General features: G+C 59.8%; 13 protein-coding genes. 5 read left to right on the plus strand and 8 right to left on the minus strand.

Features of this window, described 5'->3' with window-relative positions; translation table 11 throughout:
• The 4 genes from MTX36_RS18545 to MTX36_RS18560 all read right to left on the minus strand — a co-directional run bounded on the left by MTX36_RS18545 (position 1) and on the right by MTX36_RS18560 (position 4224).
• Entirely contained in the window at positions 1-1197 is a 1197-nt protein-coding gene (locus MTX36_RS18545; protein WP_243621155.1) for a cytochrome P450, read from the minus strand.
• 365 nt (positions 1198-1562) lie between these two features.
• The gene (locus tag MTX36_RS18550) at positions 1563-2585 is read right to left on the minus strand and encodes an LLM class flavin-dependent oxidoreductase (RefSeq protein WP_243621156.1); all 1023 of its coding nucleotides are present in this window, start codon (positions 2583-2585) and stop codon (positions 1563-1565) included.
• Between the two features lie 48 nt (positions 2586-2633).
• Positions 2634-3077 (minus strand): Zn-ribbon domain-containing OB-fold protein, encoded by a 444-nt coding sequence (locus MTX36_RS18555; RefSeq protein WP_243621157.1) that lies wholly within the window; start codon positions 3075-3077, stop codon positions 2634-2636.
• A 1-nt stretch (position 3078) separates the two neighbouring features.
• Positions 3079-4224, minus strand: coding sequence for a thiolase family protein (locus tag MTX36_RS18560; protein ID WP_243621158.1), 1146 nt, complete (start codon positions 4222-4224; stop codon positions 3079-3081).
• A gap of 311 nt (positions 4225-4535) precedes the next feature.
• On the opposite strand from MTX36_RS18560, the gene MTX36_RS18565 reads away from it, so the two are divergent.
• Positions 4536-5582, plus strand: coding sequence for a phosphotransferase family protein (locus MTX36_RS18565; protein ID WP_243621159.1), 1047 nt, complete (start codon positions 4536-4538; stop codon positions 5580-5582).
• A gap of 41 nt (positions 5583-5623) precedes the next feature.
• Positions 5624-6520 (plus strand): enoyl-CoA hydratase, encoded by an 897-nt coding sequence (locus tag MTX36_RS18570; protein WP_243621160.1) that lies wholly within the window; start codon positions 5624-5626, stop codon positions 6518-6520.
• 60 nt (positions 6521-6580) lie between these two features.
• Here the strand turns inward: MTX36_RS18570 and MTX36_RS18575 are convergent, their stop codons facing one another.
• Positions 6581-7060: a nuclear transport factor 2 family protein gene (locus MTX36_RS18575; RefSeq protein ID WP_243621161.1), complete on the minus strand. Its 480-nt coding sequence runs from the start codon at positions 7058-7060 to the stop codon at positions 6581-6583.
• 207 nt (positions 7061-7267) lie between these two features.
• Here MTX36_RS18575 and MTX36_RS18580 point away from each other — a divergent pair, with 207 nt between their 5' ends.
• Positions 7268-8104: a glucose 1-dehydrogenase gene (locus tag MTX36_RS18580; protein ID WP_243621162.1), complete on the plus strand. Its 837-nt coding sequence runs from the start codon at positions 7268-7270 to the stop codon at positions 8102-8104.
• Between the two features lie 67 nt (positions 8105-8171).
• The gene (locus MTX36_RS18585; protein WP_243621163.1) at positions 8172-8960 is read left to right on the plus strand and encodes an SDR family NAD(P)-dependent oxidoreductase; all 789 of its coding nucleotides are present in this window, start codon (positions 8172-8174) and stop codon (positions 8958-8960) included.
• A gap of 181 nt (positions 8961-9141) precedes the next feature.
• Here the strand turns inward: MTX36_RS18585 and MTX36_RS18590 are convergent, their stop codons facing one another.
• From MTX36_RS18590 to MTX36_RS18600, 3 genes are all read right to left on the minus strand, one after another.
• The gene (locus tag MTX36_RS18590) at positions 9142-9882 is read right to left on the minus strand and encodes a FadR/GntR family transcriptional regulator (protein WP_243621164.1); all 741 of its coding nucleotides are present in this window, start codon (positions 9880-9882) and stop codon (positions 9142-9144) included.
• Positions 9883-10127: 245 nt separating this feature from the next.
• Positions 10128-11330 carry a CaiB/BaiF CoA-transferase family protein gene (locus MTX36_RS18595; RefSeq protein WP_243621165.1) on the minus strand — a complete coding sequence of 401 codons (1203 nt, stop codon included), beginning with the start codon at positions 11328-11330 and terminating at the stop codon, positions 10128-10130.
• A gap of 2 nt (positions 11331-11332) precedes the next feature.
• Positions 11333-12523, minus strand: a complete 1191-nt coding sequence (locus MTX36_RS18600) for an acyl-CoA dehydrogenase family protein (RefSeq protein WP_243621166.1) — start codon at positions 12521-12523, stop codon at positions 11333-11335.
• 91 nt (positions 12524-12614) lie between these two features.
• Between MTX36_RS18600 and MTX36_RS18605 the strand changes: the two genes are divergently transcribed.
• A complete protein-coding gene (locus MTX36_RS18605; protein WP_243621167.1) occupies positions 12615-13406 on the plus strand; it encodes an SDR family NAD(P)-dependent oxidoreductase in 792 nt (263 codons plus the stop codon).
• The last annotated feature ends 48 nt before the right edge of the window (positions 13407-13454 follow it).

The raw sequence follows: 13454 nt of genomic DNA on the forward strand, positions 1-13454 counted from the left end.
TCAGACGTCCCATTCCAAAGGCAGTGCCGTCAAAGTAAGTTGGGCGCCACGCTCGGTCAGCTCGGCATCTCCTGCGAGCCGATACTCAGGGATTCGTTTATGCCACTCTTCGAGCACCACCGCCAGTTCCAATCTGGCCAGATGCATTCCGATACAGCGATGAGGTCCGGCACCGAACGCCAGGTGCTGGTTGAGCCCTTGACGATCCAGAATGAACTTGTCGGGTTCGGGGAACTTCTCGGGATCGCGATTGGCAGACCCGATGCCAAGCCAGACGACGTCTCGTTCCGCCAGTTCGAGTCCATGAAACTCGGTGTCGGCCTGGACTCTACGACCCGCTTGAATCACCAGGGGGTACATCCGGATGAACTCTTCCACCGCGCTGCGGCAGAGTGTCGGATCCTCGACCAGCAGTCTCCGGTCCTCAGCATTTTCGGCCAGATGCGCGAAGATATATCCCAAGGCTGACCGCGTCGTGTCGAGTCCGGCGAGCATCAGGGACATACAGATCAGGAGAATATCGTCCTGAGTGATGCCATCATCATCGATCTGCGCTTGGACCAACCTGGTAAGAAGGTCCTCCTTGGGGTCACGCGGGTTCTGACGACGCTCGTTCACCGCCTGATCGAAGTAGGCCAGGATCTTGTTCTTGGGTTCGTCGACATCCGGCCCGTATCCGGCCAACATAGCGTTGAGCATGTCTTCGCTCCACGGGACGAAGAACTCACCGTCGCTGACGGGAAGGCCGAGCAGTGTCAGAAAGATGTCCGTCGGATATCGAATCGCGAACTCCGCGACGAAGTTACAGTTACCTTGTGGCCGCAGCTCTTCAATCAGTTCGATGCAGCGCGCGTGAGCAAGCTCTTCCATTCGCTTGACCGCAGCCGGCGCAAAAAAGGGGTTGATGACCTTTCTCAACTTGGCATGCTCGTCACCGTTAAGGTCCTGCGGCAAGAGACGCAAGGTCGTGTCCGGGTACAGAGCGGACCGAGACTCAGTCGTCCACTCCTGATGCTTCTGAAAACCTTCCAGTACGTCCTGGTACCGGGTCAGCATCCAGAAGCCGTTCTCGTTGGTGTCGTTGAAATGAAAACGGGCCGAATCGCGCTCCGCGTCGAGAAGTGCGTAATGCCCGTAGATTTCGGATTTCTCAGCATATCGATTGTGACTGACCGGGCAATCCTGGACGGTGTTCATCGAGATCCTCTCTGTGTGGGTCGATCCGATGCAAGCAATCACTCTGCCAGCACCACTGCTGGTCTTGAAGGAAATCTCGTCGACCACCAGAGAGCTCAATGCGAACGGCGGCAAGAAGGTGACTGCGAGCAACGCCTCGAACCGTCTAACCAGTTAGTGACGTGCGGCACTATAATGATTATCATCATTGATGATCGCGGGGCTGTCAAGGGACGTCGGAATCAACGCGCGAATTTCGGGACTGAAACGCACTCGCTCAACACCGCGCCGACAATGCTGCTGTTACCAAACAAGATTCGACTGAAGTCGATTGTGAACAGCACTTCGAACAGGTCGGCCATCGGCCACATCCGGTCGCCGCCTTGTCACGCTGACTCGACGCGTTGTGCAGCCGACCGATAGCCCAGCTCCTCAAGCTTCGGCAACACCTCGGACGCGAACAGTTCCAGGCTGCGCCAGCCGTGTTCTGGCGGCAAGCCGCCCATCAGAGGCTGGAACATCAACTCCGAATCGATACCGCGCTCGACACACAGATCGACACACTGCCCCGGCGTCACTACGACAAAGTGTTTCTGCTCCTTCAATTCCTCGAGCGTCTCGACGAACGGGTAGGTGGTCGTTCCGACTCCACGTTCCTTGGCCCACTGCGCATTCGAGTTGGTCGTGTAGAGCAGGTGCGGTGCCAGAATCGGCCAATCACGGTCCGGATCATCGGTGACAAAAAGGAACAGTGGTCCGGGGTTCGGCGGCCGAGGAGGAATCGGCAGTCCCAACTTCCGTCGTTCCTCGTTGTAGATTGCATACAGTCCGTCCTTGTCGCCGGCGGGCATGTAGTTGTCCCCCAGCTTGGCAGCGCGGCGCGCCGACGCCTCAGCCGAACCACCGATGTAGATCGGCGGTCGCGGGCTCCGCACCGGCGTCGGACGAACTCGCACGGTCTTGCCTCGGTACTCGAACGGTTCTCCAGTCCAGGCTTTTTCGAGTATTCCGATCGTTTCCTCGAGAATCTTCACGCGGCGCGCGCGCGGAATCTCAAACATCTCGTACTCACTGTCGCGGTAGCCGATGCCCATCGTCATCTCGATACGTCCCGAGCTGATGATGTCCAGGGTCGCGAGATCCTCAGCCAACCTCAGGGGATTGTGTAATACCGCGACAAGTGCTGAGAAGTGAATGTTCATCCGCTCGGTACGGGCCGCGATGGCCGAACCCTGGATCAGCGGCGAGGCACAGTAGCCGTCCTCTGCGCCATGATGCTCGGCAAGAAAGACGGTCTCGAAGCCGAGTTTGTCCGCCCAGTCGCACTGGTCGATCGCAGCCTTGTACAGCTCGGCGACCGGGGCCCCGATCGAAGGCGCACGCATGTCGTAACGCAGTGAAAGTCTCATGAAATTACCGCACTTTCTGGTGATGTTCGAAAGATCTCTGGGGATGCGTCAGCTGGCATCCACTGAAAATGTCGGCAGCGTGTGAGTCTCGAACTTGTTGGGCGAGAGCGTCACCCGCGCTCCGATAACGGGGTCTGCACTTCCCGGTCCGACCAGGACGGTGACCAACCGAATGCCAGGCGTCTCGTCCAGTTCGACTAGTGCGACGGTATACGGCGGATTGCTACCCGATGGCAGAAATGCGCGTTCGACCCTCGTGAAGGTGAAGATCGTGCCGTGACCATCCACGTCTCGCCATTCGAGTTCTCCGGGGTGACCGCACGGCCGGCCTGCCAAGGGATACCACTGCCATATGCCACAATCCGGGCAAGCAGGAAGAGCGATACAGCCTCGCTCGACCGCATCCCAGAATCCGACCAGCTCGGAAATATCTTGGGGCGGAGGGAAATTCGGAACTCCGGTCACTACACAACCGGCACTGGAGTCAGTCATGTCAGCGATCCTTCGTCAAGATGAGCGTCGCATGTTCCGGACCACCGAGTGCCGCGATGAGCGCGGTCTCGGCACCGTCGACCTGCGCTTCGCCTCGGGTCCCTCGAAGCTGGCGGACACCTTCGATCACATGCACGATCCCGGGGATGTAGGCATACGACATATGACCGCCGTTCGTATTGACCGGCATTGTTCCTCCGGGAGCCGTATTTCCATCTGCAGCGAAGGCGAATCCCTCACCCCGGCCACAGAATCCGAGATCCTCGAGTTGGATCGCCTGCGAAATACTGAAGCAGTCGTAGATCTCGGCGACATCGATATCCGATACCGACAGTCCAGCGTCGGCAAAAGCGATCGGCCCCGATCTGGAAGAACCGAACGAGAGCATGTCAGCCTTCTGAGTGAAGAAACTAGTCATCGTCGTCTCCACGGACGTGACTCCCACACCGGCGATCAGCACCGGTGGGTTTGCCAGATCACGTGCCCGCTCGACCGAGGTCACGATGACAGCGCCGGCCCCATCAGTGATCAGGCAACAGTCCGCGACGCGGAGTGGTGAGGCCACCATCGGGCTGGCCAGGTAATCGTCCTGGGTCATCGGTTGACGCTTCTGCGCGCCCGGAGTGATCTGCGCCCAAGCTCGGTTTGATCGCGCGATGGAGCCTAAATCCTCTGGCGCAACGCCGTATTCATGGCAATACCGCTGCGCCCACGCCGCAAAGTACGTAGGTTGGCCGTACCACCCGAAGGGCATTTCCAGACTCGCCTTGATCGGATCCCGCGCGTGATATCCGTACGGACCACCGGGTTTCGATCCCATGTAGCCGTAGTAAACGAGCACGGTCTCCGCCTGACCGGCGTTGATAACCGCTTTGGCCAGCGCGACGGCCGCGAGAGGTCCTGCGCCTGCAGGAATTCCGGGTGACGCCGTAAATTTCCGATCTACACCCAAAGCTGTAGCGATCTCGTCGGCATTGAATGTCGAACCTGCCGGAATGACGCCGTCTATGTCGCTCGCGGTCATACCCGCGTCACGCATTGCCGTCCGACTTGCCTCGATCATCAGCGCATCCACAGAGCGGTCGAGACCACGACCGAACTCCGATTCACCCACACCGACGACGGCAACATTCGCCCTATTGCTCACAGTCCACCTCCGGAACGCCACACTACGGTATTCATGATAATAGTCACACTGAATCTTGCGGGGGCGCTGGATCACGCCGGCCAACGACCGACTCGGGTCACCGGACATTTCACAGGCGCGCCGAGCCTGCCGCCCGCAACGTCCATCTGGGGTGACGGCCGACACAGCCGAAGCCAGTAGCGACCATAGCAGTACATCGCACTCGATGTGACGATATTCATGACAATGGTTAGTATCTATGGGTAGTGTCACGAATACTCGACGACAAGTGCCGCCTTGCGGCAATTCGATGACGAACAGAGGTGAGTTGGGTGGATAACTCGAGCGTGGTGGACATGGACCGTCTGACGTCCTGGATGGACGAGAACGGAATCGGGACAGGTCCTGTGACCGACGTCGTCGAACTTGCCGGCGGCACACAGAACATCCTCATTCGATTTTCTCGTGGCGGACAAGACCTCGTATTCCGTCGACCTCCACTACACAAGCGCAAGAACAGCGACGAGACCATGCGTCGAGAGGCTGTGGTGCTGGCAGGACTCGCGGACAGCGACGTTCCACACCCCCGCCTCATCGCCTCGTGCGACGACCACGACGTTCTCGGATGCCAGTTCTTCATCATGGAAGCAATCACCGGCTTCACGGCCACCTCCGAGGTACCGGACACTCTCGCGACTTCACTCGATCAACAACACGACATGGGTCTGTCGATGATCGATGCATTGGCAGCGCTGGGGCGCATCGACCCCGAGACGGCCGGTGTTTCAAACCTCGGTCGTGCGGACGGATGGCTCGAGAGGCAAGTAGCCAAGTGGCGGAAGCAACTCGATTCGTATTCCGAACTGGAAGGGTGGCCAGGTTCCTCGGGTTTGCCCGACATTGATCGACTGGGCGTCTGGCTCCAGGCCCATCGACCACAAGACTGGCAGCCCGGACTGATCCACGGCGACTTCCATTTCGGCAACGTCATGTTCCGACTCGATGTACCGAAAGTAGCCGCAATCATCGACTGGGAACTCGCGACGATCGGCGATCCGCTGCTCGACCTCGGACACCTTCTCGCGACGTGGCCCAACGAAACGGAACGCCGGACGATCGGCCTGGCTAAAGCCCTGCCTGGATTACCCACGCGCGACGAACTTATTGCGCAGTACTCGCAGGGAAGCACCCGCGACCTGAGCAACGTCGACTGGTATCAAGCGTTGGCCTGCTACCGCTTGGGCATCCTGCTTGAAGGAACATACGCCCGATCCTGCGCCGGCAAGGCTGCCGCAGATCTGGGCAAGCGTCTGCATCTGACCGCGGAATCGCTTATAGAGCAAGGTCTGAGCATCGTCGATCGAACCCACGTCGGCTGAGCGTCGATCGCCCATCCCGAGCACCCCTGAAAGGACTTCCCATGACTGACTACAAGTACATCAAGTACGAGACGATCGACGACGGAACAATTGCACGAATCTCCCTCGATCGTCCACGTACCAGAAATGCTCAAAACCGCGGTCTTCTAATAGAACTCGGTGAGGCGTTCGCACATGCCGAAGCTGATGACACCGTCCGCGTCATCATTCTCAGTGGCGAGGGCCCCGCATTCTCCTCGGGTCACGATCTCGGATCTTCCGAGGCCAATGCCGAACGTAATCCTGGACCTGATCAGCACGTCAGCTTCCAGTGCAACGGAGCCACCAAGGAAGGCCTGGAGCCGCGCCTGCACCAGGAATGGCACTACTACTACGAGAACACCCGCCGGTGGCGAAATCTCCGTAAGATCACCATTGCGCAGGTTCACGGCAACGTGTTCTCCGCTGCGCTGATGCTCGCGTGGTCTTGCGACTTCATCGTCGCTGCGGAGAACACCGAGTTTGCCGATGTCGTCGCCACCCGTTTGGGCATGTGCGGGGTCGAATACTTCGGCCACCCGTGGGAGTTCGGACCGCGCAAGGCGAAAGAACTTCTGCTGACTGGCGATTCGATCACCGCCGAAGACGCACTCGGACTGGGCATGGTCACCAAGATCTTCAGCACAGACGAAATCTCCGAGCGCACAGAAGAATTCGCTCGACGTATCGCCAAGGTACCAACGATGGCCGCATTGCTGGTCAAGGAATCGGTCAATCAGTCCGTCGACGCGATGGGCTTCTCGACCGCTCTCGATGCCTGCTTCACAATTCACCAACTCAACCATGCACAGTGGACCGTCCTCTCCGGCGGAGCCTCCCCCATCGGAACCCCCGAACTCGGGCTTCCAGATTGGAAGAACGCGCCGCCGACCCGGCGGGCAGATCCCCGCATGCCGTAGGGCTCGCAATAGTGCTGCGCCCGTTGGGAACCACCCCCGGCGGACGCAGCACCGTGCCGTTTACGACCGGTCGCGGCGCGGCCAACCCTGATTCAGATTGCCGTTGAAATGCATCTCGATGACCATCGACGAAAACAATGCCTGGCCCTCGTTCACCAGCACCGTGTCGCGATAGAGGCCCCACCCTAGTCGGGACGCATCGTCGTCCCGACCGATATACGTGAAGTACGCCTCGATCTCGACCACCCCGTCGCCCGCCGACGCCACGTTCGGCAGTGCAATGAAGTGTCGCTTCTCCGAAGGGTCGAACGACGGCACTGTTCGGTAGAAATCTGCAATCGCATCGTGCCCCTTGTACTCTCCACGCCCGGTGCTCAATATTCCGTCCGCAGTAAACAACCCGGCAACCAACTCTGGCACCGGATTATCCAAAGCCGCCGCATATCGGTGCAGCAGTCCTGTTGCCGCAGTGCAGTCTTCGAGTCGCCGAAGCCTAGCCTCCACATCGTCCATCCTGGTCGCGATGTCGCCATCCGTCATCAAGTCGTCCAATCTCGCGCATAGTCTTCTCGAACATGGCCGCCGGGGGCATCCGCAAAGAATCGCTGATTGACCCACCACTACCTATGTCCTAGATTATATTAATAGTTATCATTTAATTGTCCATGCAACGAGCAGATCATCGAATGTGCGAAATCTTTCGATCGCGCCGTGCGACGCGACAGCCACCGCCGCGAGAGGAACACGATGGACGACCGCTTTATCGGCCGAGTAGCAGTGATCACCGGAGGCGCCGGGGGCATCGGCGAGGCCACCGTGCGCGGACTACATGCGGAAGGCGCATCGGTCGTCATCGCCGATATTCAGGACGCGCCCGGGCAATCGCTGGCAGCAGAACTCGGCGACAGGGCTGTATTTCTCCGGACCGACGTTTCGCAGGAGTCCGATGTTGCAGCCGCCGTAGACGCCGCTGTCACTCGATTCGGCCAGCTAGACATCATGTTCAACAATGCGGGCGTGATGGGAACTCTCGGCCCGATCGAAACCACCAGTATCGACGACGCAGACCTGACGATCGCCATCAATCTCCGAAGTGTCATCTCAGGAATGAAGCATGCGGCCCGCGTCATGAAGCCCCGTCGTAGTGGAATTATTCTCTCCACCTCGAGCCCGGCAGGAATGCTCGGCGGAGTCGGACCGCACGTATACAGTGCCACCAAGGCGGCTGTCATCGGGATCTCCAATTCTGTTGCAGCGGAACTTCGCCCATTCAATATTCGGGTCAACACCGTCGTGCCCGGCGCCGTCGTCTCCCCGATGACAGCCAGCCTGGTGGCCGACGGCCCGGATCACCTCGAGCAGGCGCTCCAGACGATGAGTGGCACCTCCTTGATGGGCCGCCCACTGCTCCCCGCCGACGTTGCAGCCGCCGCACTGTATCTGGCCAGCGACGCTGCGGCATTCGTCACCGGCGTCACCCTGCCGGTCGACGCAGGAATGACCGGAGCGATCGGCCAATCCCCGTTCGCCACTGGCAAATACGAGCAATCCGTCACCGTATTCGAAGCCGGCCGACGAACATAGTTTCACATCTCACCGTTCTTGCAGCACCCCCGTATGTTGCACGATGTCAGCTGAAGGAGAAGTACGTATGTTGGACGGAAAGCGCATCCTGGTAACCGGAGCCGCCCAGGGCATGGGGCGCGAGATCGCCATCGAGGCCGCGCGGCAAGGTGCCGAATACGTCAGCGTTGCGGACCGCAACCTCGACGGTGCAAAAGAAGCTGCGGATGAAATCGAGAAGCTCGGAATCGGAGCACAGGCAATCGACGTCGACCTCGCGAATTCCGACGAGATCCGCGCGATGATCGAGCAGGCCGTTGCCGGAGGCGGCGGTCTCGACACCCTGATCAACAATGCCGGGGTCATGGAAGGTGCTTTCACTGCAGATACCAGCTTCGAAGATCTTCCAGAAGACGTGTGGGACAAAGTATTCGACATCAATGTCAAGTCCATCTGGTTGGCCACCAAATTCGCGGCACCTCACCTGCGTGCATCGGGTCGCGGCCCTTCGGTGATCAATGCCGCGTCCGTGGCCGGCATGGTCGGATACGTGTCGACCGCTTACCCGGCGAGCAAGGCCGCCGTCATCCAGCTGACCCGCACCACCGCAGTCGCGTTGTCGCCTGAGATCCGTTGCAATGCATTCTGCCCCGGTTCTATCGCTACCCCGATGAGCGATGCCTTCCTCGCGTCTGCGCCCGACTACGACGCTCAGCTGCAACGAATGACCGGGGCGCACTTGATTCCCCGATTCGGCACATCCGGTGAGATAGCTAAGGTCGTCGCCTTCTTGGCCTCGGATGCAGCATCCTTCTTGACCGGTGTAATCCTTCCGATCGACGGCGGAACCACTGCCTGGCGCGGATTGCGCAACTGAGCAAGGTTGTCTGACCGTCAGACCCGAGATTGTCAGACACGGCGGATCCGCCGAAAGTGGGACGCAACAAACCGAGTGCCGGTCTGCCCTTGAGGGTGGACCGGCACTCGGTTGTCGATACTGACGACGATTGCGAGATCTTCTCCGATATGTCGGATGAAATCTGTTGCGTTCTAACGCATCAGTCGCGCCCACCCCACGCGATCGGGGTGTCGAGCAACTCCGGGTAATGTTTGGTGTCGTAACGCCAGATGCCGGCAATATGTTCTTCCATCGCCGTCAACGCCGCAACTGGATCCCCATCGGCCACCGCAAGATAGATCTTCTCGTGGATATCGCAGGTCGCGACGCGGCTACGCATGGGATACTCCATGCCCATTGCCGAACCGTCGAGCATGTCGAGCAGCGCATGTATGAGGTAAGCGAAGAGGACATTTCCTGAACCCTGCGCGACCGTGTCATGGAAGACCCGGCTCATCTCCACGAAGATCTGTTCGTCGTCGAGGTTGGCCCGTTGATGTTCGACGCAATGCTTGAGCGCCACCAATTGCTCGTCGCTAATCCGTTCCGCCGCAAGCTTGGCCATCATCGGCTCGAGCGCTGTACGCGCTTCGACGATCGTTCGAAACGGAGCGCTCTCGAACTGCAGCAGCAGCGTGATTGCCGTGCCGAGCGCAGCGCTGTCCGGTTGCTGAACAATCGGACCACCACCTGGCCCCGGTTTGAGTGCAAGCACTCCTTGCAATTCCAGGAACCGCAGCGACTCCCGGAGCGTGCCACGTCCAACTTCGTATTCCTCGAGCATCACTCGCTCAGGCGGCAACCGATCACCGACCTTGTTGCCGCGGCGGTTGATATCTTCAACGATCCGCTGCGCGACAAGCATCGCAGTCTTCTGCGGACGCAATGTTGCCCGTACCACTACACACCTCCACTAGCCACGATCTCCCGACCAGGAGTACGAAAATGGCAATTCCTGACTATGTTTACCTCATCGTACGGCGCATCACAACGTAATCGATGCAATTGATGATCAACGTCGTAAATCGCCCATACGGTTCGCGGCACAGACCACACTCACACCCGTCGTCCGCCGCTCACTCCCGCGTTGACGCGAAGATTCTTGAACGCCATTCCCCTTTGCCGCTGCCTGAATTGGCAATAAAGTTACTGCACGATGCCCGACGAGCGCATCGCCTCGATCTGCTCAGCGGAGCGTCCCAGCGAACCGAGAATGGCATCCGTCTGCTCGCCCAACGCCGGCACCGCGTCCATTCGCATCTCCACATCCGAGAAAGTCATCGGTGGCAGCACTCCCCGAATCGGGCCGGCTTCGGTGCTTACCTCTCGCCACCGATCCCGCTCCTCGAGTTGCGGATGCGCCAGGAGCGCCTTCATGTCGTTGAGCTGCGCAGCCGGAACACCAGCCTGTGCCAGCTTGTCGTCGAGGTCGGCCGTCTTGAACTCGCGGGTCAACTCCGCCACGAGAGCATCGACCTCACCGCGATGCTGAACGCGAAGAATGTTGGTGGCGAACCGCGGATGCTCCGCCAGATCTGGTCGCCCGAACACCTCTGCAACCAACTGCGTCCATCCACGATCGTTCTGCACGCCGATCAGGATCTGCCCGTCAGCAGTCGGGTACGCGTCGTACGGCGCGATCGAGGCGTGACTGAGGCCCATCCGCTTGATCTGTGTGTCCTGGTACATCTGCATATACATCGGATGACCCAGCCATTCCACCGTGGCGTCGAACATCGCGACGTCGATCGTGGCACCCGCACCGGTGCGTTCCCGACGGAACAGCGCCGCCTGCACCGATGTCAACGCATACAACCCTGCGGCGATATCAGATGCGGGAACACCTGTCTTGGTTGCGGTTTCAGGCGTCCCGGTGATCGAGCACAGACCGGTCTCCGCCTGCACCAGCATGTCGTAAGCCTTACGATCCTTGAGCGGCCCTGCAGTGCCGTAACCGGTCATGTTCACGACGATCAGTTCCTGGTGGTCGGCGCGCAGCGCATCCGCGCCGAGCCCGAGACGTTCCGCTGCACCGGGCGCGAAGTTCTGGATGAACACATCTGCCGAAGCGATCAGATCGATGATCGCCGCGCGTCCCTGCTCCGATTTGAGGTCGACGCAGATCGACTCCTTGTTCCGGTTCAGCCACACGAAGTGCGAAGCCAACCCGTGTACGGCCGCATCGTAGTTTCGGGCGAAGTCGCCTTCCCCGATGCGTTCGACCTTGATCACGCGCGCGCCGAGGTCGGCGAGGTGACGACTGGCGATGGGAGCTGCGACAGCCTGCTCGAGGCTTACAACCGTGACACCTTCGAGCGGCAGACCTGTGGAAGTTGCAGTATCCGACATGATCAACGCCCCGTTCCGGCGGCGGCAACCTTCTTGGCCTGGTTAACCAGACCGCCACCGATGATCAGGCGTTGAATCTCGCTGGTGCCTTCGTACAGGCGCAGCAGACGCACGTCACGGTAGATACGTTCGACCGGCATCTCTCGCATGTATCCACTACCACCGTGGATCTGCACGGCGAGATCAGCTGCCTTCCCGACCATTTCGGTGCAGAAGAGCTTCACGGCCGAGGGCCCGATCCGACGATCCTCCCCGGAGACATAGCGCGCCGCCACCTCACGGACCATCGCCCGACCGGCCATCACACCGGTCGCGATGTCGGCGATCATCGCTTGAACCAATTGGAAGTCCCCGATCGCAGTACCACCCTGCGTCACTGTCGCGGCGTATGCGACTGCTTCGTCGAGTGCACGCTGTGCCGAGCCGACAGACAACGCTGCGATGTGCACGCGGCCGCGAGCCAGCGAGGTCATCGCCGCGCGGTAACCCACGTCCTCGTTGCCACCCACGAGAGCTGAATTCGGCACTCGCACATCGGTGAAATGCACGTCAGCCGTCCAGGCGCCTTCTTGCCCCATCTTGCGATCCTTCGGGGAGACCTGCACGCCTTCAGCGTCGGCCGGGACCAGGAACACCGCAATGCCCGTACCGTTCGCGTCCGCTGGACGCGTGCGAGCAAACACTACGAACAGGTCCGCGAGTGGGGCATTGGTGATGAACCGCTTCTCTCCGGAGATCACCCAATCATCGCCCTCGTGTACGGCCTTGGTTCGCAGCCCCGCCGGGTTGGAACCCGCGCCGGGTTCGGTGAGCGCAAATGAGGCCACGACATCTCCGGATGCAATGCCCTCGAGCCACTGCTGCTTCTGCTCATCAGTACCGAAGTTGACCAGAACCTGGCCGGCGATGCCGTTGTTAGTGCCGAACATGGATCGCAATGACAGCGAGGTGTATCCGAACTCCATTGCGAGTTCGACATCCTGCGTCAGATCCAGTCCCAGGCCACCCCATTCCTGTGGAATGGCATACCCGAAAAGGCCCATCGCGGCGGCATTCTTACGAATGTCCTCCGGAATACTGTCGGTGTCGGCGATCTCCTGTTCACGCGGAACAACGCCCTTTCGGATGAACTCACGTGTCTGTCCCAGGATGTCTACAAAATCTTCCGGACCGACTGCACTACCTGATGTCATACTCGCAATACTCCTCACAGTGCCTGCCTGTGTCAATGGATTGTATAGATTGATTATCATCAATCTATAACACGTACGAGAGGAACCATCGATGAGTACCACTGGACGTTTGGCCGGGAAAACCGCTTTGATCACCGGTGCGGGCTCAGGCCTCGGCCGAGCCACTGCGCTTCGCTTCGCAGAAGAAGGAGCCGCAGTAGCCTGCGTCGACCTGAACCTCACTGCTGCACAAGCAGTTACACAGGAAATCCGAGAGAGAGGGGGGCGCGCGATTGGTCTCGCGGCCGATGTTTCCTCCTCTGCCGACTCCGAAAAGATGGTGTCCGACGCCATCGAGCAACTCGGCCGGGTAGATATCCTGTTCGCCAACGCCGGCGTTGCCGGCACCGGCAACGCCGCCGACATCAGCGAGGACCTGTGGGACAAGGTCATCGATATCAATCTCAAGGGTGTCTGGCTCTCAGCGAAATACGTTCTGCCCCATATGATCGAACGCGGCGAAGGCGTGATCATCAACCAGGCCAGCATGGGTGGCCTGGTTGGGATCAACGGAATTTTCCCGTACACGGCAGCGAAGGGTGGCGTCATAGCGATGACCAAACAGATGGCAGTCACCTACGGTCCCAACGGGGTTCGTGTCAACGCAATCTGCCCGGGCACAATTCCCACACCCCTCGTCTATCGCTCGAGAGAAGAGCGCGGCGATGCCCCGGCGAACGCCGATCACTCAGCAAAGGACGCCGAAGTGTCCAAGCGCTTCCCGCTGCAGCGTCTCGGCACCCCGGATGACGTCGCAAACCTCGCGCTCTTCCTGGCCAGCGACGAGGCTAATTGGGTCACTGGTTCGATCTACGCCGTCGACGGTGGCCGTAGCGCCGCCTGAACCGACTCTCCGATAGCGAATGAGGCGGTATCCGCTACGGACACCGCC

Origin of the sequence: Rhodococcus sp. ARC_M6 (assembly GCF_022810305.1) — a bacterium.
Lineage (GTDB): Bacteria > Actinomycetota > Actinomycetes > Mycobacteriales > Mycobacteriaceae > Rhodococcus_F.